Origin of the sequence: Duganella violaceipulchra (assembly GCF_019166075.1) — a bacterium.
GTDB classification, from domain to species: Bacteria; Pseudomonadota; Gammaproteobacteria; order Burkholderiales; family Burkholderiaceae_D; genus Rugamonas; species Rugamonas violaceipulchra.
This window is the reverse complement of sequence record NZ_JAHTGR010000006.1, coordinates 143,238-162,775: the sequence shown is the minus strand read 5'-3', so window position 1 is coordinate 162,775 and position 19,538 is coordinate 143,238. Positions and strand designations below refer to the sequence as shown.

Below are 19,538 nucleotides of genomic sequence, written 5' to 3'. Positions count from 1 at the left end.
CATTGAACGGATGAGACATGAGTGCATTTAGCCCTGAAGAACAAAAATTGCTGATCCAGGCCGAGTACGGCCAGTTCTTGCGCGAGAAAATCAAGATGGCCCCGCTGAAGGGGTTCGACGTTCCGCTCGAGCAGATCAATCCTACTCTGAAGCCGCATACCCGTGACCTGGTGCGCTGGGGCCTGGCGGGCGGGCAGCGCGGCATCTTCGCCAGCTTCGGCCTACACAAGACCGCCACCAACATCGAAATCATGCGCCTGATCGGCGTTCACCGTCCGGGCCTGCGTCTGATCGTGCTGCCGCTGGGCGTACGCCAGGAGTTCGTGCGCGAGGCCGCGAAGCGCTTCACCGGCGAATACGCGGTCAAGCTGCAATTCATCCGGACGACCGCTGAAATGGTCGACCCGGGCGTGATCTACATGACGAACTACGAGTCCGTCCGCGAAGGCAAGATCGATGTCGCGCTGTGCCGCGCGGTGGCGCTGGACGAGGCGGCCGTGCTGCGCAGCTACGGCAGCAAGACGTTCCAAGAGTTCCTGCCGATGTTCGAAAGCGTCGAGTTCAAGTTCGTGTTCACGGCCACGCCAAGCCCGAACCGCCTGAAGGAACTGATCCACTACGCCGGGTTCCTGGGCGTGATGGACACCGGCCAGGCGCTGACCCGCTTCTTCCAGCGCGACAGCGAAAAGGCAGGGAACTTGACCCTCTACCCGCACAAGGAGCAGGAATTTTGGCTGTGGGTCGCCAGCTGGGCGGCCTACCTGCAAAAGCCGAGCGACCTGGGCCACTCCGACGAGGGTTATGCGCTGCCGCCGCTGGACCTGCGGGTGCACGAGCTGGCCAGCAACTACGACGCCGCTGGCGCCGAGAAGAACGGCCAGGGCCTGCTGATCCCGAATGTCGCCATGGGCCTGTCGGCCGCCGCCGGCGAGAAGCGCGAAAGCATGGCTGACCGCGTGGCCAAGGCCGTCGAGTTGGTGCTTGCGCGCGCCCCCGGCGAGCAGGCCATTGTCTGGTGCGACTTGAACGACGAGCAGCGCGCGTTGGAGAAGGCGCTGGCCGCCGCCGGCGTCACGGTTTCATCGCTGGATGGCAGCCAAGACCCGGACCACCGCGAGCAGCTGATGGACGACTGGCGCGAGCGGCGCACCGACGTGTTCCTGTCGAAGCCGGTGATGTACGGCGCCGGCCCGAACCTGCAGCAGTGCCAACTGATGATTTTCACGGGCATCGGCTTCAAGTTCGCGGACTTCATCCAGGCGATCCACCGCATCTTTCGCTTCGGCCAGGACGGCACCTGCCGTGTGCACATCCTGCATACCGAGGTTGAGCGCGCTGTGCTGGCCAGCCTGATGGAGAAGTGGCGCCTACACGACGACGCCCAGGCCATGATGGGCAATATCATCCGCACGTACGGCCTGGACAAGCTGTCCATGCAGGACACGCTGGCGCGCACCATCGGCGTGCAGCGCCAGGTTGCCGTCGGCGAGCACTTCACCGTCGCGAACAACGACTGCGTGCTGGAAGCGCTGGAACAGGCGGACAACTCGATGGGGATGATTCTGACTTCGATTCCATTCGGAAACATGTACGAATATTCACCGAGCTACAACGATTTCGGCCACACACAGGACAATGCGCAGTTCTGGCGCCAGATGGATTTCCTGACCCCGCAGTTGCTACGCATCCTGCAGCCGGGCCGCATCTACGCTTGCCACGTGAAGGATCGCATCCTGTTCGGCAACGTCACCGGTGCCGGCATCCCGACGGTGAGCCCATTCCACGCTGAGGCGATCTTCCACGGGCTGAAGCACCGCTTCGACTACATGGGCATGATCACGGTCGTGACCGACGTGGTGCGCGAGAACAATCAGACCTACCGCCTGGGCTATTCCGAGGTCTGCAAGGACGGCACGAAGATGGGCGTCGGCATGCCCGAGTACATCCTGCTGTTCCACAAGCCGCAGACCGACCGCTCGCGCGGCTACGCCGATACGCCAGTCACCAAGGCAAAGCCGCTGTGCCAGGGAGATGACGGCACGCCGGTGGACTTCGATCGCACGCTGCCGCCAATTCCCGGCACCGGCTACACCGTCGCGCGCTGGCAGGTCGACGCGCATGCGTTCTGGCGATCGGGCGGCAACCGCCTGCTGGGCGCGGCGGAGCTGGCCTCCTATGGGCCGGCAAAACTGGCGAAGATGTTCACCGAGCTGTCGCTGACCAATGTCTACGACTACGAACTGCATGTCGGCGTCGGCGAGCACATGCTGGCCAACAAGGCGCTGCCGGCCACCTATATGAGCCTGGCGCCCGGCAGCAGCGATCCGATGGTATGGCATGACATTGTCCGCATGCGCACCTTGAACGGCGAGCAGTCGGCGCGCGCGGTCGAGAAGCATGTTTGCCCATTCCAGGTTGATGTCGTCGACCGCCTGATCCTGCGCTACACGAACCCGGGCGAGAAGGTCTATGACCCGTTCAGCGGCCTCGGCACGGTACCGGTGCGTGCGGTGAAGCTGCGCCGCTACGGCGGCGGGTCCGAGCTCAGCACCAGCTACTTCGCCGACCAGGTGCACTATTGCCAGGCGGCCGAGCGCGAAATCAGCATCCCGACGTTGTTCGACCTGGTGGCGCTCGACCAGAAGAACGCATCGTGACCCGCCGCCACGCACTCACTGATACCCAGGTGCGCGAAGTCTTCGCCGCCCACCAGTCCGGTGTGCGCGGCGCCGGCTACCAGTCGCTGGCGCGCCGGTTCGGCGTCGGGGTGTCCACCATCCGCGACATTTTGACCTGCCGTTCGGCCTACGCCACGGGCAGATGCGCGCCGTCTGCACGCGCCACCGCGCAAGGAGCCGCCCATGCTTGACCAGAGTTTTCAAGTGGCGACGCTGACCCCATTCCAGCAGGTGACCGCGCAGCTGAAGGAGGCGCTGCGCGAGAACGCCGAGCTGAAGGCGCAGATCAAGGTGCTGACGGCGGCGCCGGCCGGCGGCAAGCCGAAGCGCGCGCCCAAGGCCCTCAAGGCATCTGGCGACTACCCGCCCGAGTTCCTTGCCGCCTACGACGCCGGCCGCAAGTGGCGCACAGGCTCGACCCTGCCGGCCGCATTCACTGCGTGGAGCGCGCGCATCAAAAAGGGCGACGCCGACACAGCTGCGACGATCATCGCCCGCACCGCCGAGTACGCGGCCTTTTGCATCGCCACCGGTACCGAAAAGAAAATGGCGCAGACCTTCTTCGGGCCGGGTGAGTATTGCCTGGCTGAGTGGCCCATACCGTCGGCGCCGGCCGCGCGCGGCGGCAAGTTCGACCCAGTAGCGCACGTCAACCAAGGCAGCATGCCGCCACAAGGAGACTGGTTCGATGGAATTATCGACATCACACCACGCTGACGGGCCGTCCGTTTGGCTGATGCCGCGCCCGAAGCTGGGAGGGAGAACGATTCTCGACGAACTGTTCAACCGGTTCGATGGGTCGTACGCTGGGACGTGGAAGGCCAAATTCAGCGGCCCGCAATCGATCCAGAACTGGAAGGACGCATGCGCGCGGGTATTTGACAGGGAAGGCCTGACGCTGTCGCAGGTCGCGGCCGGATTTGAGGCGTACGAGCGCCTGTACCCGACTTGGCCGCCGACGGCGCAGGAGTTCGCCAACATCTGCAATCCGCCGGTCGACCCAGTGGCCGCCTACCACGAAGCACTGTCCGGCCTGGAGGCGCGCGGTAAGGGTGAGCAAGGCGCTTGGTCGCACCCGGCGATCTTCTGGGCCGCGTCCGGCATGCGCATCGAGTTGGCCAGCCAGCCCGGCCAGTTCATGAAGGAGCGCTGGGCGGCAGCCCTGAAGGCGCAGCTGGCGCGCGGCACGTGGGAGCCGATCCCGGAGCCGCGCGTGCTGCTGCCGGCGCCCGGCAAGTCGCCGACGTCGCAGGAGGACGCGCAGCGCATGCTGGCCAAGCTCGGCGCCCAAGGCATCACGAAGACGGCCAAGAGCGACATCGACGGCAAGCGCTGGGCGAAACGGATCATGGAGCGGTTCGAGCGCGGCGACCGGTCGCTGAAGGCTTTTCAGATCAAGGAGGCGCGGATTGCGCTGGGCATCAAGACCGATAACGAGGAGGAATCGTGAAAAAGCCACGCAAATACCAAGGCGCCGCCGTCTCGCCGCTGATCGTATTGGCCTCCAAGCAGTTGGTAGGGCAGGGCGATACCGACCAAATCGCGCTACCGCTCCTGATCCACTTCGACGGCGCCAAGCGCGGGCGCGGCTCGGTGGCCGCACACCGGTTCTTGACGACGCACCTGATCATCGCGTCAGCCATCGCCACCGGTACTGGGCTCAAAGCCATGCATGCCCAGGTGGTCGCCGCCTATGCCGCGCTGACGAAGGCGGCCGAGCGCCCCACGAAAGAGCTCGACCTGACGACCAGCGAATACGCGACGATCCGCAAGGCCATCGCCTCCTACCTGCACGTGCTGCCGCAAATCGAAGTGGGGCTGATGATGTTTGCGACCGGGCACGCCGCCAAGGTGCTGGCGTGAACGCGCCACTCAGCCGAGACGAGCTCCTGGCCGTGCTACTCGCGCCGGCGCGCCGCGATCCCGAACCGAGCCGCGCGCTGCCAGCAGCAGCCTACCGCGACCCGGCGCAGAGCGTGCAACTGGAGGCCGAGAAAGCGAAGCCGGCGCGAAAGAAACCCAGACCGCCAAAGGTGAATAAGAAATGGCGATAGTTGTAGGTTTCACCAATTACATTTCGATTTTGCTGTGTTAACCTTTGGCATTCTTCCCCGGAGCAACTCACATGGGCTTTGCCGATAAGTACGTTTGGGCCTTGGGCGCCAGCACATTGCAGGACGACGAGACACACCACGCGACCGAGCCGCTGTTTGCCGCGGCAGTCGCTGACACCGTCGGCATCGGCATCGGGGCGCTGCTGTCGCGCGTCAAGTTCGCCGACGGCTCGATCAGCAAGGTCTTCGAGTCCGGCACGCAGAACCTGCCGCACTTGATCCGCACATGGTCGGCGCTGGTGGCGCAAAAGGGCGAGGAGCGCAAGTGGGTGAAGATTCGCGCCGAGTGGGATGTCGCCGCCGCGTCCGCGCTCTATGCGCGCGTGGCTCAGCGCTCGCTGGCGCACTGGCTCGACGGCAAGTGCAAGGCATGCTGCGGCACCGGCGTGACGGCCGAGCGGCGCATCTGTCAGACCTGCAAGGGCAACCGCGCCGAGGAAATCACTGGGCAGGGCTTCGAGGCCAACCTGGTCAAGGACATGATCAGCGAGCTGGATGGCCTGCTTCAAGCGCACAACGCGCGCGCCGCCGCCCGGTTGCGCCGCGAGCCCGCCGGGTCGATTCTCTGACCCTCGACATTATCACGAAGTTCTATCTCTAGAGGCCTCGCGCAATGAGCATCAGCCAGTCCCGATTCGAAGCCATTTTCAGCGGCCAGAGCTCCGTCGCAAAGAAGGTCTATGACGCCGTCCCGATTTCCGAAAGCTGGAACGTGAAGCGGATCACCGCCGAACTGATTCGCCAAGGCACCGGCCAGGACCCACGCACCATCGCCGGCTGCCTCGACACGCTGAAGCGGTCCGGGCTAATTAATGAACTGCTGCGCGGTGAATTTCGCCGCGAGTCGGTCAAGGAAGTGACTGTCAAGAAAGTGGAGGTCGAAGTGAACTCGAAGCCTGTAGGTGTTCCAACCCCTGAGGCGCCCGCGCCGGTCTTGCAACCAGGCGTATCGCCGATGGATGTCCTAGGCCATCTGGCCGCACGTGCCGCCGCGTTGTCGCAGATGGCGCGCAACCTGTGCGCCGACATCGAGAATGCAGCCGTCGAGATTCAGCAGCACGTGGAGAGCGTCGAGCAAGATACGCAAAAGTTCAAGCAGTTGCAGTCGCTCCTGAAAAGCATGAGCTGATTTTATTTTCGAAAGTTGTAGATTTCTACATTGCGCGGCGTTGATATGCGTTGATATGATGGAGGCCTTAAATACTTTCTGCGTGTCGTAATGCGGGCTCACAAGCCCCACCGCTAGCAGGGATTTGCGAGTTGTGTCAGCCGTGATGCTGCCGCTCGCCTGTACGACCCGCCCACTTCGCAGATAGCGCTGGGGCAAAAATCCAAAGCCCGCGCCGCAAGGTTCGCGGGCTTTTTCATTCGGCGCCACACCGCAAGGCTGCCATGACGAACACGACGCACCCGAGTAAGCAACTGGTCCGCGACTATCTCGACGCGCGCACGCGCTCCACGGAGCCGCCGCCCACGCCCGCCGAGGTGCGGCGTGAGCTCGGCTGGGATCTAATCCCCGCGAACCGCCAGCCGGACCGCGCCGACGAACCGTAAGCCGCCCGGCCAGCGCGGCACCCGAGAGGATTCACATGATTACCCCAACCGTGGGCCGCAAGGTCTGGTACCGCCCGAACGCATACGACAAACTGGGCCCGGGCGGCATGCAAGCCTATGGCGAGCAGCCGTGCGATGCAACCATCGTCGCCGTGCATTCGAATGCGCTGGTCAACTTGGCAATCTTCGACCACAACGGCAATCTGCATAAGCGCACCTCCGTGACGCTGCTGCAGGACGATGCCAAGGCGAACGAGGGAGCATCGTACGCCGAATGGATGCCGTACCAAACGACCCAGGCCGCGAAGCACGCAGCCGAATAGAACTGGCCGGCCGCGTGAGCACACCGCGCCACCCAGCAACGGAGGTGCGCCATGAAGTAGCCTCGCCCAAGACATTTTAGAAAGAGCACCCAGCCGGGCGCCGCCTTCGGGCCGCGCGCCAAACCGGCCGCCAGGACGCTGTAACCAGGCACCCAATTCGCTGTACCTGCGGTAGCCCCGACGTTACGACAACGGGCGAGAGCGCAGGGCGGCAAGTAGCACCAGTGTCACCGGAAGCATGGCTGAGAGGCCGAAAGCAACGGCTTGCTAAGCCGCACGCTCGCAAGGGCGCCCAGGTTCGAATCCTGGTGCTTCCGCCAGTTTTGCGGGTGTAGCTCAATGGCAGAGCTGACGCTTTCCAAGCCTATGACCAGGGTTCGATTCCCTGTACCCGCTCCAGTGTCTCCCGCCCAGCTCGCGCTGGTCGTTCGCCGCCGCGCGCCAGTCGCCGGTGGCTTTTTTATTTGAGGTGGCCATGGGCCTTGATTTCGACTTGCGTGGCTTCGTGATCTTCTGCGTGCTGGCCGGCGCCGCTGTCGCGACTGCGCTCATCTACGGCCTGCCGTGGCTGTGGTCAGCCATCAAACCGCTGCTGCACGCGGCATCGGCATGAGTCTCCTCGCCGCCATGATGATCCTGTGGAGCGTTGACCGCCCCGCACCGGTGCCGGCCGCTCCGGCCTCGCCGAACGCATCCTGGCCGTACCGGGCGCCGGCATGAGTGCCGCCGAGAACTGGGCGAACCAGAAGGTGAACACCGTCATCTGGCGCGCCGACATCGACACTTCCCGTCGGTGGATTTCGATCTGCTGCCAGCTGCTGCGCATGCAGCGCGACATCGTGCAACGCAGGATTCAAGGGCCCGGCTCCGGCAAGGCGAGATAGATCACGTGCTGCCGCCAGCGCGCTTCCAGTGGCGGTCAATAACGGGCGCAGTCGTCGTCGAGCAAGAGCCGGAAGTCCTCCGCAGAACACCGCGGTCTGTTACGGACCGGGCGGCGACAACAAGGACTCACATGAACCAGCACCAGCACCCTTCGAACAACGACGTCCTCGGCGCACCGAAAGGCTGGGACCAGGATGAAGTTCCATGCCGGGCCCTGCCGATCACCCGCGTCAGCTACGACGGCATCGCTGCCGTGATGTCCTACTGGAAGCCGACCGCCGACGAACTGGCCATGCTCAACGCCGGCGGCTCGGTCGCGCTGTCGATCATCGGCACCACGATGCCGCCGGTGATGCTGGCGGTCGACCCGGCGTAAGCGCATGGAATTCGTCCACTTCAAGGTATTCGAGGGAAGAGACGCCAAAGGCCGCCCGATCAGCGCATGGTCGTTCTATGCACGCAGGACGGAATGGAGGCGCGGCTTCGTTGTAGCGCTTGGCCCATACCGGTTCGCGCTGCTCGCCGGCTGATGGCTGCGAAGAAGCCCGTCGCGCCCGGCCAGACCAGGCCGATGCCGCCCGAAAGCTTCACCGACGCACTGAGCGCCCGCTACATGCCGGCGCCCGAAGTGCTCAAGTGGGTCCGCGCCGAGATCCTGACCGAAGGCGGCCAACTGCACAATCCCGACCACGAGCACCTTGAGTACGCCGACATCCAGTTCCTCTGGGCGCCGGAAGGCTTCAACAAGCAGGGCCGCACGGTGCTGGGCCAGTGCGAAGAGGTCACATTTCGCTGCGGGCCATGGCAGAAGGGCCGCCAGCAACAACAGATGGCCGACTGGTTCGGCATGGTGCCGCAGTTCCTGATCACCCTGGACGCGAGCTACTGCCTCACCTGCAGCGACGTCGAGTTCTGCGCGCTTGTCGACCACGAGCTCTACCACGCAGCGCAAGAGCTGGACGAGTTCGGGCAACCGGCGTTCAACAAGTACGGGCTGCCTAAGCTCTGCATGCGAGGACATGATGTCGAAGAGTTCATCGGCGTGGTCCGCCGCTACGGCCCAGGCGTCGATGTGCAGCGCCTGATCGATGCCGCCAAGGGCGCGCCGGAGGTGGCGAAACTTAATATTGCGAGGGCTTGCGGTACGTGTCTGCTGAGAGCGGCTTGACCTTGACATGCCCTTGACGGAAGGCAACTCCCATGGCGGCACTCAAGGATGACGTGAAAGCCTTCATCGTGCAGGCCCTGGCGTGCTTCGATAAGCCTACACAGGTTGTCGCGTCGGTCAAAGAGCAGTTTAAGCTCGATGTCACACGTCAGCAGGTGGAGGCTTACGACCCGACCAAATACGCTGGCCGGACGCTGAATCTCAAGTGGAGCACGCTGTTTAACGACACGCGCAAGCGCTTCCGTGAGGATACCGCGGACATTGGCATTGCCAGCCGCGCCGGCCGTCTGCGCGCACTTGACCGCATGGCAGGAAAGGCTGAGGACAAGGGCAACATCCCGCTGGCGATCCAGATCATCAAGCTGGCCGCCGAGGAAGTGGGCGACGTCTACGTGAATCGCCGCCTGGACGCGCCCAAAGCACCCGTCGGTACGCAAGAGGGCGGAATTCCGGCCGCTGCCGAGTATGTGCTGAAGCCTGACGAAGATGTCCCAGAACAGCCCGTACTCTGATCCGCCGATAGCGCTGACGCCGAAGCAGGCGAACATCTACTGCTGGGGCTGGCAGAAAAAGGCGCGCTTCCGCGATGCGGTTTGCGGCCGTCGCTTCGGCAAGACGTTCCTGGGCAAGGCTGAGATTCGCCGCGCTGTGCGTCTGGCCGCGAGTTGGGGCGTCAGCGTTGAAGATGAGATCTGGTATTGCGCGCCGACGTTCAAGCAGGCGAAGCGCGTGTTCTGGCGCCGCCTCAAGCAGGCGATCCCGGCCAGCTGGCGAGCAAGCAAGCCGAACGATACCGAGTGCTCGATCACCACCAAGGCCGGTCACGTCGTTCGCATCGTCGGCCTGGATGCTTACGACAACCTGCGCGGCTCTGGCCTGTTCTTCGCGCTGGTCGATGAGTGGGCGGATTGCCCATATGCGGCCTGGGAAGAAGTGCTACGCCCGATGCTCTCCACCTGCAAGTTCACCATCAACGGTGAGCAGCGGGTCGGCGGCCACGCGCTGCGCATCGGAACGCCGAAGGGCTTCAACCACTGCTACGACAGCTACCTGGACGGACAGGGCCGTGAGCCCGACCACAAGAGTTGGCTGTACACCTCGGTCGACGGCGGCAACGTGCCGGCGGAAGAGATCGAAGCCGCGCGCCGGAAGATGGACCCGCGCACGTTCCGCCAGGAGTACTTGGCGAGCTTCGAGAACTACCAGGGCGTCATCTACTACTGCTTCGACCGCCGGAAGAATCACACGGACGATACGGTCAAGGCTGGCGATGCGCTGCACATCGGCATGGACTTCAACGTCGGGAAAATGGCCGCGGTGGTCTACGTGATCCGCGACGACCTGCCGCGTGCGGTGGACGAGTTTGCCGACGTGTTCGACACGCCGGCGATGATCCAAAAGATCAAAGACCGCTACCAGCAGGCAGGCCAGCTGCATACCATCGCGGTGTACCCGGATGCCTCCGGCCAGAATCGTAAAACCAGCGGCGCGAGCGAGTCGGACCTGTCGCTGCTGCGCACGGCTAAATTTACCGTGGTCGTCGACCCGACCAATCCGGCAGTCAAGGATCGCATCAACAGCATGAACGCCATGCTGTGCAACACCTACGACGAGCGCCGCTTCCTGGTCAACACGAACAAGTGCCAGAAATACACGCTCTGCCTTGAGCGCCAGATCTACGACGACAAGGGGGAGCCGGACAAGAAGGGTGGCTTCGACCACATGAACGACGCAGGCGGCTACTTCATCACGAAGCGCTGGCCGGTCGTCAAACGCACCGCATCGGTGAGTGCGATGCCAAAATAGTTATGCAGAAAAAGAGGGCTCCATGAGCGATGTGCGCACACAATCGGATGAGGCGGCAGAGCTGAACGCCGGCACTCCGCTGGTCAAGGCGCTGCTCGGCGGGACGAAGGCGATGCACGCCGCTGGCAGTAAGTACATGCCACGCCAGCCTCGCGAGGACCAGGAAGACTGGCAATACCGCCTGGACACGGCCACACTGTACCCAGCCTTTGAGCGCACCGTCGAAGTCTTGGCCGCCAAGCCATTTAGCAAGCCGCTGAAGCCTGCGGACGATACCCCGGCGCGCATGAAGCCGTGGGTGGATAGTATCGATGTCGTGGGCAAGAAGGGGCGGAATCTCCATACATTCGCGTCCGCCATCTGCCAGGATGCTATCGCATATGGTTTCTGCGGCATTCTGGTCGACTATCCGAAAGTCCAGAACATCCGGACCAAGGCCGACGAGATCGCATCAGGCGCCCGTCCATACTTCGTGCACGTCCGCAGTGAATCCATTCTCGGCTGGCTGCCTGCCGACGCGCAAAGCGTGGAAGAACTGACGCAGCTGCGCCTTCTGGAATCAGCCTCGGTTGCTGACGGTGAGTTCAACAGCAAATGCATCGAGCAGGTGCGCGTCCTCGGTCGCGGAACCTGGCAGGTGTGGCGCAAGGCTGAAACTGGAAACAAGGAGTGGGCAGTCCACGACGAGGGAACAACGACGATCAGCACCATTCCATTCGTGCCCGTCTACGGAAAGCGCAAGGGCTTCATGTGTGCGACGCCACCAATGATGCCGCTCGCCGAGCAGAATAAGGACCACTGGCGCGAATCGAGCGATCAGCGTGACAGCGTGCGGTTCTGCCGCAAGCGCATGCTGGTCTTCATCGGCGCCGAGCCGGAAGGCGAAGTCACTGCCGCGTCGAACTACTTTGTGAAGCTGCCACAGGGGTCGGACGCGAAGATCCTGCAAGGGTCCGCCGAGGCTGTGAAGATTGGCCGTGACGAGATCAATACGATCGAAGAGCAGATGCGCCAGTCCGGATCGGAGATGCTTGTCATCCGGCCCGGCAAGGTCACAGCGACGCAAACGACATCTGAAAATCAAGGCAACCTTTGCGCGCTGCAACAGATTGCCTTCGATCTCGACGATTCGCTGAATACAGCCCTGCAGCTGATGGCTGAATGGGTGGGGGAATCGCAAGGCGGGCACGTCGCGGTATTCAAGGACTTCGGCGCGGCGACATTGGCCGAGGCAAGCGCTGATCTGCTGCTTAAGGCGACGTTGGCCGGCGAGATGTCAAAGGAATCGCTGCACGAGGAACTGCAGCGGCGCGGTATTCGCTCGGGAGAAATCACCTGGGAGGAAGAGAAGAAGCGCATCGAGGCTGACCGTGAACTGGACGGCATGCCGCAGTTTTCGGTGCCGATGCCTGGAGCTCCGGCGCCGACCCCTTCGCCAACGCCAGCCGCAGCGGCTGAATAATGAGCGCCCTCGAAGAGTGGCTGCTTGAGGCGCTGCTCGGCAACGGCATAAAGATGCTGCGCGTCGAGGCCGAGATCAAGGCCAAGGTGCTGGCCCTGCTGATCCTGATGCAGAAGGATCTGGTCGGGGCGCTGGCCAACGCTGGCGAGCTGTCCGAGATGGGCAAGGCCGCCAAGGCGACGGTGCTGCGCGAGTCCAACGCGCTGATCGCCGACTACTACGGCCGGGCGCAGCTGCAGGTCGACCTGTACGGCATCGCCGAGGTCGAATCGCTGGGCGTGAAGAAGGCGCTGGCCAGCGTGATCGAGCGCGCGGCCGGGCCGGCTGGCGTCGAGGTGCGGCTGGGCATCGGCATCCCGAGCGAAGGCTACCTGCGCAAGCTGGCCAGCGACGTGCTGATCCAGGGCGCGCCGTCGAAACAGTGGTGGTTGCGCCAGCAGCTGGACACGCAGTTCAAGGTGACGAACGAGATCCGCATCGGCGCCGCCCAGGGCGAGACGAACGCGCAGATCATCAAGCGCATCGTCGGTCAGGAGGTAACGGTCAAGCCGGCCGCGCCGACGGCCAAGGGGCCTGCGGTACCGGAATTGGTGCCGGGTGTGCCGGGTGTGATGCCGCTGGCGCGCAAGAACGCCGCCGCCATCGTGCAGACGAGCATGGCGACCGTCTCCGCCGCCGCGCGCCGCGCCACGCTGGAGCTGAATAAGGACATCACTAACGGCATCATGCAGGTGAGCGTTCTCGATTCGCATACTTCGACGACCTGCATCGCCTACAGCGGCGCGTGCTGGGACTGGGACTATCAGCCAATCAACGGCAACGACCTGCCATACCTGTCGGGCGTGCCGCGACACTGGAATTGCAGGAGTATAGAAATTGCAATTCTTAAGACACTGCGCCAGATGGGCATCGACATGGATGAGCCAGACCCCGGTCAGCGCGCCTCGGCCGCCGGCCCGATCAGCGCCAAGACGACGTTTGCGGAGTTCCTCAAGGCGATGGGCCCGGCCTACCAGAATGAAACGCTGGGACCGGGCCGCGCAGAACTGTTCCGCGCCGGCAAGCTGACGCCGCGCGACTTGGTGAACATGGACGGCCGCCCGATGAAGCTGTCGGAACTCAAGGTGCTGCACTCGAACTGATGTAGAATCGCCGGATGACATTCGATGCCAAAACCCTGCTGGCCGCGCCGCTGGTCGACCTCACTGTCGACGGGCTGGCCGCTGCGCTGGCGACGCTCCAGGCGGCCGGCTTCGGCGGTGCTGGCGTGAAGCTGCCGGGCGGCGCGCCGGTCCGCAAGCTGAACCTGGCTGCGCACGGCGAGCAGGCCGCGCATTTCGTACTGACCGATGGAGCTCTAAAATGAAAATGACCGTCGACGAACTAATCGCGAAGCTGCAGGAGATTTCTGCTGCCGGCGCTGGACAGTTGCCCGTGGAAGTGCACAAGAATGAGGCGTACGGCTCTTTTGATGTTGAAGTCTCGGTCCAGCCTCCTCGCATCGGTGTGCACGGCCCAATCCCGGCACGCGTCTGTATCGACCCCGCTGATTAAAGCCAGTCATCAATAAACCCAACCCGCTCCGGCGGGTTTTTTTACGCCCACAGATTTATCTGACCGCCCTCGAGGTGGTTTTTTTATGCCGCAAGCGGACGCGACGCGGTGCACGGCCGGAAGGCCATTCGATAGGGCGGATGCCCGGAAAGCTCTCAAATGAAACTGAAACTCGACGCAAATGGCAATGTGGTGGTACAGGACGGCAAACCAGTGTACGTGCTGGACGACGGGCGCGAGATCGCGCATGACGCCGCTGCAACCGTAGCGAAGATTTCCAGCCTGAACGGCGAGGCAATGAGCCACCGCCAGGCCAAAGAGGCTGCCGAAGCCGCCCTGAAGCCATTCAAGGATGCGGGCATCGAAGACCCTGCCGCCGCTGCGGCTGCGCTGCAGACCGTCGCGAACATCGCCTCGGGCGACCTGACGACCGCAGCTAAAGTGCAAGAGATTCGCGACGCCGCAACCCGCTCGGCGAACGAAGCTGTCGCCACTGCCACCCGCGCGGCTGAAGAGAAGCAGCGCGCGCTGACCGAGCAGAACACCAAGCTGACGCAGGACCTGAACAATCACATCGTAGGTGGCAGCTTCACCGGCTCGAAATTCATCGCCGACAAGATGGCCATCCCCGCCGACATTGCCCAGAAGGTGTTCGGCGACCGGTTCAAGGTCGACAACGGCAAGCTGGTCCCTCTCGATGCTGCTGGCAACCCTATATTTTCGGCTACCAACCACGGCAACCATGCCGACTTCGATGAAGCCATCCAGGTGATGGTCGCCCAATACCCGAACAAAGACATGATCCTGAAGGGCTCCGGCGCTTCCGGCGGTGGCGCTTCCGGTGGTGGCGCCGGTGCTGCCGGCGGCAAGTCCATCAGCCGCGCTCAGTTCGACGCCATGGACGGCGCCTCCCGCGCTGCCGCAATGAAGGGCGGCGCCACGATCAGCGACTAAGTCGCAACACCTGCTTCATCAGGCCCGCTACGCGCGGGCTTTGTTGTATCTGCATCACTGCAATTCCTTTGCCGGCGCCTGGATGGGCAAGCCGGTGCTTTGGGCTGGATGGCCTGTCTGCTTTGAAACCCCAAACCACCAACTGAAAGGCAATACCATGAAGATGATCCTCTTCGCAGTCGCCGCCATCATCGCGCTGGCCCTGGTCCCCGTTGTTCAACTGTTCGCTGACGTTACCGGCGTCGGCCATGGTGCTGCGCTGACCACCAGCCTGCACGGCAAGGCGTTCGCCGAGATCGCACGCGCCCACTTCCAAAACTACATGGCTAACACCGGCATGCAGATGGGTATACTGACCCTGAACGGCCTGATTCCAACCATTTACGAAGCGATGGACACGGTATCCCGTGAACTCGTCGGCTTCATTCCTGCTGTATCCCGAGATTCCACGGCAGCTCAGGCCGCCGTCGGTCAGGTGGTGATGTCGCCGGTTGTCGGTGCTTTGCCAGCTGAAGACCTGGTAGCCGCCGCATATGCTGACGTCGCACCGTCGCGCACCATCGGCAACGTGCAGATGACCATCAGCAAGGCACGCTCCGTTCCGTTCGGTATCACCGGCGAAGAAACGCGCGGCTTGCAAAGCTCCGGCACGCTGGGCACTATCAATCGTGACAGCATCGTCCAGGCGTTTCGCACCCTGACGAACGAAGTCGAGACCGACCTGGCTGCGCTGCACATTTACGCATCCCGCGCATACGGCACGTTCAACGTCACCCCGTTCGGCACTGCTGCCGACCTGAGCGACTTCGCCCAGTCCCGTAAGATCCTGGACGATAATGGCGTGCCGCAGTCGGACCTGCACATGGTGATGGGTTCGTCGGCTGTGGCCAACATTCGCGGTAAGCAATCGGGCCTGTTCAAGGTGAACGAGGCCGGCAGCGACGACCTGCTGCGTCGCGGCGCGCTGGGTTCGGTGGAAGGTTTCGACCTGCATAATTCCGGCCAGGTGAAGAAAGCCGTCACCGCTGGTACTGGCGCCTCCGCCACGACCAATGCCGCAGGCTATGCCGTCGGCGCGACGACCATCACACTGGCCTCGGCCGGAACTGGCGCGGCGATCGCAGGCGACATCATGACCGTGGCGGGCGACACCGAGAAGTATGTGATCGTCACCGGTGACACTGACGTGTCGAACGGCGGCACCATCGTTATCGCTGAACCAGGTCTGCAAAAGGCAATCCCGGCCTCTGCCACCGCCCTGACCCTGATCGCGGCCACCACTCGCAACATGTTCTTCCATCGCTCGGCCATCCAACTGGCAACCCGGGCGCCGGCCATGCCGGAAGGCGGCGACTCGGCGGATGACGTGGTGCTGATCACCGATCCTTATTCGGGTATCACCTACGAGTTCTGCCTGTACCGCGGCAAGCGCTCGGTCCGCTGGGAGGTCAATCTGGCCTGGGGCGTGAAAGCTGTAGCGCCTCGCCACATCGGCCTGCTGATCGGCGCGTAAGCGCGACCTGCGCTCACATCAACCTGCTCAGCGGCCAGCGCCGTTGAGCATCTACCGCGAGAACAACATGTCCACCACGATAAAAATCAAATCCACCCATCCAGCATCGCAAGGCCCGTTCGTCATCATCGAGCGCGCCAACTTCAATCCCGAGTTGCACGAAAAGTACGACGACGGCAGCGACGATGGCGACCTGCCTGAGCACGTGCCGACCATGGCTGAACTGCTGGCCGCCCGCGATCAGCTGCAAGCTCGCGCACGCGAGCTGGACGCCGAGGCTCAGCGTGTCGCGGACCAGACTGTTGCAAACGAAGCCGAGGCCCAGCGCCTGGCTGACTTGGCCGCCGCCGCTGCCGCCGCATCCACCGTGCCGGCCGAGATCGCCGCCATGAGCAAAGACCAACTGCAAGCCGCGCTGACCGAGAAGGGTGTCGCGTTCCCGGCAGCCGCCAACAAAGCCGACCTGATCGCGCTGCTGACCGCGTAATCCACGCCGTCCCAATCGTCTGCCCGCCGTGCGCGGGCTTTTTTCGCCCCAACGCCGAGAGCATCCATGACCATCACCACCACGATCAAAGCAGGCGACTCGCCGCAGACCATCACGCTGCACGAGGGCAAGGCGCTGACGCTGACCGGCGCAGCTGGCGCCGTCGGTGTCGCGTACCAGCTCGACCTGGTGCTCGGCGGCACGAACTCGGTGAAGTCATGGGCGGTCGGCACTGGCGCACTGCCGCAGATCGGCCCCTACTCCGGCACGCAGAATATCCTGATCACCTGCACCGCAGGTAGTATTAATGCGACGGTGGGGGATGCGGCAGTGACGAATTCAGCCACCATCGCAAATCTCGGGAATACCTCGATCGTGCACGCTCCGCGCACCCTGCTGCTGGCTAGCGATTCCATCGGCGCCATTTCCGAGGTCATTCTCGGCGCCACGTCGGTGGTGGACAATGGTGACGGTACCGGCACTGCGACCAAGGGGAGCACTTGGGGCGCCAGCGTCGGTGAGCCGATCCGCATCTGCTCCGCGACTACCAAGACTTTGAATGTGATGGACAGCTACATCTCGGCGATCACCAACGGCGGTAACTCGCTGGTGTTCCCACTGGGCGGCCGTACATCAACCGTGACATCGCCGTCCACACCGAGCGTGGTGTTCCCAAACCGACGTGGCTCACGCGGCTACCTGAACGCCATGGAGATGTTCCTGGGCATTTCGTTCAAGACGACGTGGTGCGGCGTGGCGGGCGCTACGTCCACACAGATCAACACGCTGCTCAACGAGACGCCTCAGACCGGCCTGTACGATGTTGGTGTTTTTGAGCTCGGCATGAATGACGTCTACTCGGCGCTGCTGGACACGGTTACAGCCTGGCCTCTGCTGAAAGCAGCCATCGACAACGTGCGCGGCCGGTGCGGAACGCTGCTGGCCCTCCCTATTCCCCCGCGCGACAGCAGCAGTGGGCAGTGGACGGCGCAACGCCAGACCTATCATACCCAGCTGAATCGCCTGATCTACGACTACGTGCTGTCCATCGGTGGTTACTTCATCGACACCTGGAAAGCGATGCAGAACGGCGTGACCTATGTGAATCCCGCCGCGACCAACCCGGACCCATTGACGGCATTCATGTTTGACACGACCCATCCGGCATGGCCAGGCGCATTGGCGATAGGCCGAGCTATGGCCACTCCGCTATTACCTCGCATGGGCGCGCCAGGCTGGCAGCCATCGCACGCCAACATGCTGCTGGCGGACAGTGGAAACCTGCTGACCGATGCGGCATTCGCGGTTGATACCAACGCCGATGGTGTCTCTGATGGCTGGGCCTTAGTCAGCACCACGGCCAATATGAGCGTCGTTCCCAGTCGCGTACAGCGCACCATCGCCACGGATGGTGATGGTGTGGGTTACAACCAGAAACTGCTGTGCAACTACGGAACTGCTACCGGCACTGCTTCTACCAAATTCAGTAAGGCCGGCATGCAAGCGCTGGTTGCTTCGTATGTTGGGCAAAAGGTGCAGTTCAAGCTGCCATTCTCGCTCACTGGCGCTGTCGGCCTGATCGGTCTGGAGCTGACGATTATGGGTACACTCCCGAACAGCCAGAGCTGGCAGATCTACGGGAATGCGCTCGACAGCAGCGCCAAGGCCATCACCGGATCGTTGGCCGGAACGCTGATGACGCCAGAGGCAATTGTTCCGGCGGGGCTTACGAATCTCGATATATGGGTTCGCCCCTACTTCAATTCGACGCAGACAGCAGACATGACGCTGTTGCTGTGGCAGCCGGATCTGCGCATAGCCAGCTAGTCATCCCCACCTGCTAGCTTTCCTTTGCCTCGTTTATGTTTATTTAAGAATGGTCGGATTTCTGCCCACGCTGCCTTAAGTATTCGGTCGTATTCCAGGGCACGTTGCTGCTGCTCAAGAGTAGAAAGTATGGCCGTGACATCGGCTTTGCTATCAAGTACTTCCCCAAATTTCTGCTCAACGTTTGCAACAACTTCAATCGCAAGCGGAAGTACGTCGTCGATTGTAAGCGGCGGATGATTTCCTTCCATGGCAAGCGTTTGCATCATTACGAGAACCCAGCTCATCCTAATCGGGAGCGGAGGATGGGTCTTACCAATTGCAATCTCTCCGTCCCATGGGGATGGGTTCAGCATCCGGAAAAAGGTATATCCAGCGATAACGGTGGAGGAAACAACAGCCTGCACCGTGCCATATAGGCAGTGCTGTGCGAGCGATCTGAAATAAGTATTCAAATCTGCAACACTAGCGTTTGCGTTGAGTATAGGTAACTCAGCATCTTGGTATTCGGCCAATCTGCTTAGGCCCCATTGGAGTTGGATTAACACTGCATTGCAGTCCGCGTCCATTTCTAGGGCCTGGCGGTACAACCAATCCGGCGCTTCTTCGGTGTTAATCATTTCAATCATTTGTGTTTGCCGGAAAGTATTAACGAGTTCTAGATGACCGTTCTTCACATGGGCGAATTCATGGCGGATCAGAAATTCCATAGATGCAATTGCCATTTGATGGGCACAAAAATATCTAAGAATATCGGAACAGGTTAGTCCATCAGCGCTGACGTACCGTGGATCGATTTGTATACTTTTCCAGTTTTCGCCCGGTAGATCAGGGATAGACCCGACATCGAGAGAATCGGGCGAGGCATATAGCGCTACAAACCAACTGAATGCAGTAATTATTGAGCCTGAATAGATTCCAATGAGATCGGTCTCGCTTGGCCCAGCTTTAGTGGCGTAACAGGTTGCGTTTGAATTCTCGTTTGATATCACCTCTAGCACGAGAGGACGTTGACCGTCGAGATAAAAGTGCCTTCGCATAGTCTCGCATGAATTGCGAAAGATCGGAATGCTCTGACTTATTGCCGCCACGTGCCCGGCTGGCATCCAGTCTGCGGGTTCGAACCTGCCGCCCTTGCTGGCAATAAAGCGCTCGAGTTCTTCATTGTAGGTTTCTTCAATTGCCATCGTCGCCTCTAATAAACTTGACCATT

The 19,538-nt window shown here is 62.2% G+C and carries 24 protein-coding genes and 2 tRNA genes; 25 read left to right on the top strand and 1 reads right to left on the bottom strand.

The window, feature by feature from the left end:
* Positions 1 to 17 precede the first annotated feature (17 nt).
* The 25 genes from KVP70_RS13350 (at position 18) to KVP70_RS13230 (ending at position 18,325) form a co-directional block, all read left to right on the top strand.
* Positions 18 to 2,657: a helicase-related protein gene (locus tag KVP70_RS13350; protein WP_217942715.1), complete on the top strand. Its 2,640-nt coding sequence runs from the start codon at positions 18 to 20 to the stop codon at positions 2,655 to 2,657.
* Positions 2,654 to 2,869: a hypothetical protein gene (locus tag KVP70_RS13345; RefSeq protein WP_217942714.1), complete on the top strand. Its 216-nt coding sequence runs from the start codon at positions 2,654 to 2,656 to the stop codon at positions 2,867 to 2,869. The genes KVP70_RS13350 and KVP70_RS13345 overlap by 4 nt, the downstream gene beginning before the upstream one ends.
* Positions 2,862 to 3,395 (top strand): hypothetical protein, encoded by a 534-nt coding sequence (locus KVP70_RS13340; RefSeq protein WP_217942713.1) that lies wholly within the window; start codon positions 2,862 to 2,864, stop codon positions 3,393 to 3,395. Before KVP70_RS13345 ends, KVP70_RS13340 begins: the two co-directional genes overlap by 8 nt.
* Positions 3,367 to 4,128 (top strand): hypothetical protein, encoded by a 762-nt coding sequence (locus tag KVP70_RS13335; protein ID WP_217942712.1) that lies wholly within the window; start codon positions 3,367 to 3,369, stop codon positions 4,126 to 4,128. The genes KVP70_RS13340 and KVP70_RS13335 overlap by 29 nt, the downstream gene beginning before the upstream one ends.
* A complete protein-coding gene (locus tag KVP70_RS13330; RefSeq protein ID WP_217942711.1) occupies positions 4,125 to 4,541 on the top strand; it encodes a hypothetical protein in 417 nt (138 codons plus the stop codon). Before KVP70_RS13335 ends, KVP70_RS13330 begins: the two co-directional genes overlap by 4 nt.
* Positions 4,542 to 4,803: 262 nt before the next feature.
* Positions 4,804 to 5,361, top strand: coding sequence for a hypothetical protein (locus tag KVP70_RS13325; RefSeq protein WP_217942710.1), 558 nt, complete (start codon positions 4,804 to 4,806; stop codon positions 5,359 to 5,361).
* Positions 5,362 to 5,405: 44 nt separating this feature from the next.
* Positions 5,406 to 5,921 (top strand): hypothetical protein, encoded by a 516-nt coding sequence (locus tag KVP70_RS13320; protein ID WP_217942709.1) that lies wholly within the window; start codon positions 5,406 to 5,408, stop codon positions 5,919 to 5,921.
* A gap of 263 nt (positions 5,922 to 6,184) precedes the next feature.
* Entirely contained in the window at positions 6,185 to 6,346 is a 162-nt protein-coding gene (locus KVP70_RS13315; RefSeq protein ID WP_217942708.1) for a hypothetical protein, read from the top strand.
* A gap of 35 nt (positions 6,347 to 6,381) precedes the next feature.
* Entirely contained in the window at positions 6,382 to 6,669 is a 288-nt protein-coding gene (locus KVP70_RS13310; protein ID WP_217942707.1) for a hypothetical protein, read from the top strand.
* 232 nt (positions 6,670 to 6,901) lie between these two features.
* A tRNA-Ser gene (locus tag KVP70_RS13305) sits at positions 6,902 to 6,989 on the top strand.
* A 5-nt stretch (positions 6,990 to 6,994) separates the two neighbouring features.
* Positions 6,995 to 7,068, top strand: a tRNA-Gly gene (locus KVP70_RS13300).
* 76 nt (positions 7,069 to 7,144) lie between these two features.
* Positions 7,145 to 7,282 carry a hypothetical protein gene (locus KVP70_RS13295; protein WP_217942706.1) on the top strand — a complete coding sequence of 46 codons (138 nt, stop codon included), beginning with the start codon at positions 7,145 to 7,147 and terminating at the stop codon, positions 7,280 to 7,282.
* Positions 7,283 to 7,385: 103 nt separating this feature from the next.
* The gene (locus KVP70_RS13290; protein ID WP_217942705.1) at positions 7,386 to 7,553 is read left to right on the top strand and encodes a hypothetical protein; all 168 of its coding nucleotides are present in this window, start codon (positions 7,386 to 7,388) and stop codon (positions 7,551 to 7,553) included.
* A gap of 131 nt (positions 7,554 to 7,684) precedes the next feature.
* The gene (locus tag KVP70_RS13285) at positions 7,685 to 7,930 is read left to right on the top strand and encodes a hypothetical protein (RefSeq protein ID WP_217942704.1); all 246 of its coding nucleotides are present in this window, start codon (positions 7,685 to 7,687) and stop codon (positions 7,928 to 7,930) included.
* A 153-nt stretch (positions 7,931 to 8,083) separates the two neighbouring features.
* Complete coding sequence (locus KVP70_RS13280; protein ID WP_416053841.1) at positions 8,084 to 8,722, top strand: putative metallopeptidase; 639 nt, start codon at positions 8,084 to 8,086, stop codon at positions 8,720 to 8,722.
* A 32-nt stretch (positions 8,723 to 8,754) separates the two neighbouring features.
* Positions 8,755 to 9,234 carry a DUF2280 domain-containing protein gene (locus tag KVP70_RS13275; protein WP_217942703.1) on the top strand — a complete coding sequence of 160 codons (480 nt, stop codon included), beginning with the start codon at positions 8,755 to 8,757 and terminating at the stop codon, positions 9,232 to 9,234.
* Positions 9,209 to 10,528, top strand: a complete 1,320-nt coding sequence (locus KVP70_RS13270; protein ID WP_217942702.1) for a phage terminase large subunit family protein — start codon at positions 9,209 to 9,211, stop codon at positions 10,526 to 10,528. The genes KVP70_RS13275 and KVP70_RS13270 overlap by 26 nt, the downstream gene beginning before the upstream one ends.
* A 22-nt stretch (positions 10,529 to 10,550) precedes the next feature.
* A complete protein-coding gene (locus KVP70_RS13265; RefSeq protein ID WP_217942701.1) occupies positions 10,551 to 11,990 on the top strand; it encodes a DUF4055 domain-containing protein in 1,440 nt (479 codons plus the stop codon).
* On the top strand, positions 11,990 to 13,132 hold the full coding sequence (locus KVP70_RS13260; RefSeq protein WP_217942700.1) for a putative phage head morphogenesis protein: 1,143 nt from the start codon (positions 11,990 to 11,992) through the stop codon (positions 13,130 to 13,132). The genes KVP70_RS13265 and KVP70_RS13260 overlap by 1 nt, the downstream gene beginning before the upstream one ends.
* 14 nt (positions 13,133 to 13,146) lie before the next feature.
* Positions 13,147 to 13,356, top strand: a complete 210-nt coding sequence (locus KVP70_RS13255) for a hypothetical protein (protein ID WP_217942699.1) — start codon at positions 13,147 to 13,149, stop codon at positions 13,354 to 13,356.
* On the top strand, positions 13,353 to 13,544 hold the full coding sequence (locus tag KVP70_RS13250; RefSeq protein WP_217942698.1) for a hypothetical protein: 192 nt from the start codon (positions 13,353 to 13,355) through the stop codon (positions 13,542 to 13,544). Before KVP70_RS13255 ends, KVP70_RS13250 begins: the two co-directional genes overlap by 4 nt.
* Before the next feature lie 159 nt (positions 13,545 to 13,703).
* Positions 13,704 to 14,498: a DUF6651 domain-containing protein gene (locus KVP70_RS13245; protein WP_217942697.1), complete on the top strand. Its 795-nt coding sequence runs from the start codon at positions 13,704 to 13,706 to the stop codon at positions 14,496 to 14,498.
* 157 nt (positions 14,499 to 14,655) lie between these two features.
* The gene (locus KVP70_RS13240) at positions 14,656 to 16,011 is read left to right on the top strand and encodes a major capsid protein (RefSeq protein WP_229224794.1); all 1,356 of its coding nucleotides are present in this window, start codon (positions 14,656 to 14,658) and stop codon (positions 16,009 to 16,011) included.
* A gap of 67 nt (positions 16,012 to 16,078) precedes the next feature.
* Positions 16,079 to 16,498, top strand: coding sequence for a hypothetical protein (locus tag KVP70_RS13235; protein ID WP_217942696.1), 420 nt, complete (start codon positions 16,079 to 16,081; stop codon positions 16,496 to 16,498).
* Positions 16,499 to 16,564: 66 nt separating this feature from the next.
* Positions 16,565 to 18,325 carry an SGNH/GDSL hydrolase family protein gene (locus KVP70_RS13230; protein ID WP_217942695.1) on the top strand — a complete coding sequence of 587 codons (1,761 nt, stop codon included), beginning with the start codon at positions 16,565 to 16,567 and terminating at the stop codon, positions 18,323 to 18,325.
* Here KVP70_RS13230 and KVP70_RS13225 read toward each other — a convergent pair.
* Positions 18,322 to 19,512 carry a hypothetical protein gene (locus tag KVP70_RS13225; protein WP_217942694.1) on the bottom strand — a complete coding sequence of 397 codons (1,191 nt, stop codon included), beginning with the start codon at positions 19,510 to 19,512 and terminating at the stop codon, positions 18,322 to 18,324. The genes KVP70_RS13230 and KVP70_RS13225 overlap by 4 nt on opposite strands.
* Positions 19,513 to 19,538 lie beyond the last annotated feature (26 nt).

Bases quoted from the DNA above. Each gene is read 5' to 3' on its own strand.
- KVP70_RS13235 (WP_217942696.1), top strand. From the start codon at position 16,079: ATGTCCACCACGATAAAAATCAAATCCACCCATCCAGCATCGCAAGGC.
- KVP70_RS13275 (WP_217942703.1), top strand. From the start codon at position 8,755: ATGGCGGCACTCAAGGATGACGTGAAAGCCTTCATCGTGCAGGCCCTG.
- KVP70_RS13295 (WP_217942706.1), top strand. From the start codon at position 7,145: ATGGGCCTTGATTTCGACTTGCGTGGCTTCGTGATCTTCTGCGTGCTG.
- KVP70_RS13230 (WP_217942695.1), top strand. From the start codon at position 16,565: ATGACCATCACCACCACGATCAAAGCAGGCGACTCGCCGCAGACCATC.
- KVP70_RS13340 (WP_217942713.1), top strand. From the start codon at position 2,862: ATGCTTGACCAGAGTTTTCAAGTGGCGACGCTGACCCCATTCCAGCAG.
- KVP70_RS13260 (WP_217942700.1), top strand. From the start codon at position 11,990: ATGAGCGCCCTCGAAGAGTGGCTGCTTGAGGCGCTGCTCGGCAACGGC.
- KVP70_RS13245 (WP_217942697.1), top strand. From the start codon at position 13,704: ATGAAACTGAAACTCGACGCAAATGGCAATGTGGTGGTACAGGACGGC.
- KVP70_RS13350 (WP_217942715.1), top strand. From the start codon at position 18: ATGAGTGCATTTAGCCCTGAAGAACAAAAATTGCTGATCCAGGCCGAG.
- KVP70_RS13320 (WP_217942709.1), top strand. From the start codon at position 5,406: ATGAGCATCAGCCAGTCCCGATTCGAAGCCATTTTCAGCGGCCAGAGC.
- KVP70_RS13270 (WP_217942702.1), top strand. From the start codon at position 9,209: ATGTCCCAGAACAGCCCGTACTCTGATCCGCCGATAGCGCTGACGCCG.
- KVP70_RS13290 (WP_217942705.1), top strand. From the start codon at position 7,386: ATGAGTGCCGCCGAGAACTGGGCGAACCAGAAGGTGAACACCGTCATC.
- KVP70_RS13265 (WP_217942701.1), top strand. From the start codon at position 10,551: ATGAGCGATGTGCGCACACAATCGGATGAGGCGGCAGAGCTGAACGCC.
- KVP70_RS13285 (WP_217942704.1), top strand. From the start codon at position 7,685: ATGAACCAGCACCAGCACCCTTCGAACAACGACGTCCTCGGCGCACCG.
- KVP70_RS13325 (WP_217942710.1), top strand. From the start codon at position 4,804: ATGGGCTTTGCCGATAAGTACGTTTGGGCCTTGGGCGCCAGCACATTG.
- KVP70_RS13335 (WP_217942712.1), top strand. From the start codon at position 3,367: ATGGAATTATCGACATCACACCACGCTGACGGGCCGTCCGTTTGGCTG.
- KVP70_RS13280 (WP_416053841.1), top strand. From the start codon at position 8,084: ATGGCTGCGAAGAAGCCCGTCGCGCCCGGCCAGACCAGGCCGATGCCG.
- KVP70_RS13255 (WP_217942699.1), top strand. From the start codon at position 13,147: ATGACATTCGATGCCAAAACCCTGCTGGCCGCGCCGCTGGTCGACCTC.
- KVP70_RS13225 (WP_217942694.1), bottom strand. From the start codon at position 19,512: ATGGCAATTGAAGAAACCTACAATGAAGAACTCGAGCGCTTTATTGCC.
- KVP70_RS13240 (WP_229224794.1), top strand. From the start codon at position 14,656: ATGAAGATGATCCTCTTCGCAGTCGCCGCCATCATCGCGCTGGCCCTG.
- KVP70_RS13250 (WP_217942698.1), top strand. From the start codon at position 13,353: ATGAAAATGACCGTCGACGAACTAATCGCGAAGCTGCAGGAGATTTCT.
- KVP70_RS13310 (WP_217942707.1), top strand. From the start codon at position 6,382: ATGATTACCCCAACCGTGGGCCGCAAGGTCTGGTACCGCCCGAACGCA.
- KVP70_RS13315 (WP_217942708.1), top strand. From the start codon at position 6,185: ATGACGAACACGACGCACCCGAGTAAGCAACTGGTCCGCGACTATCTC.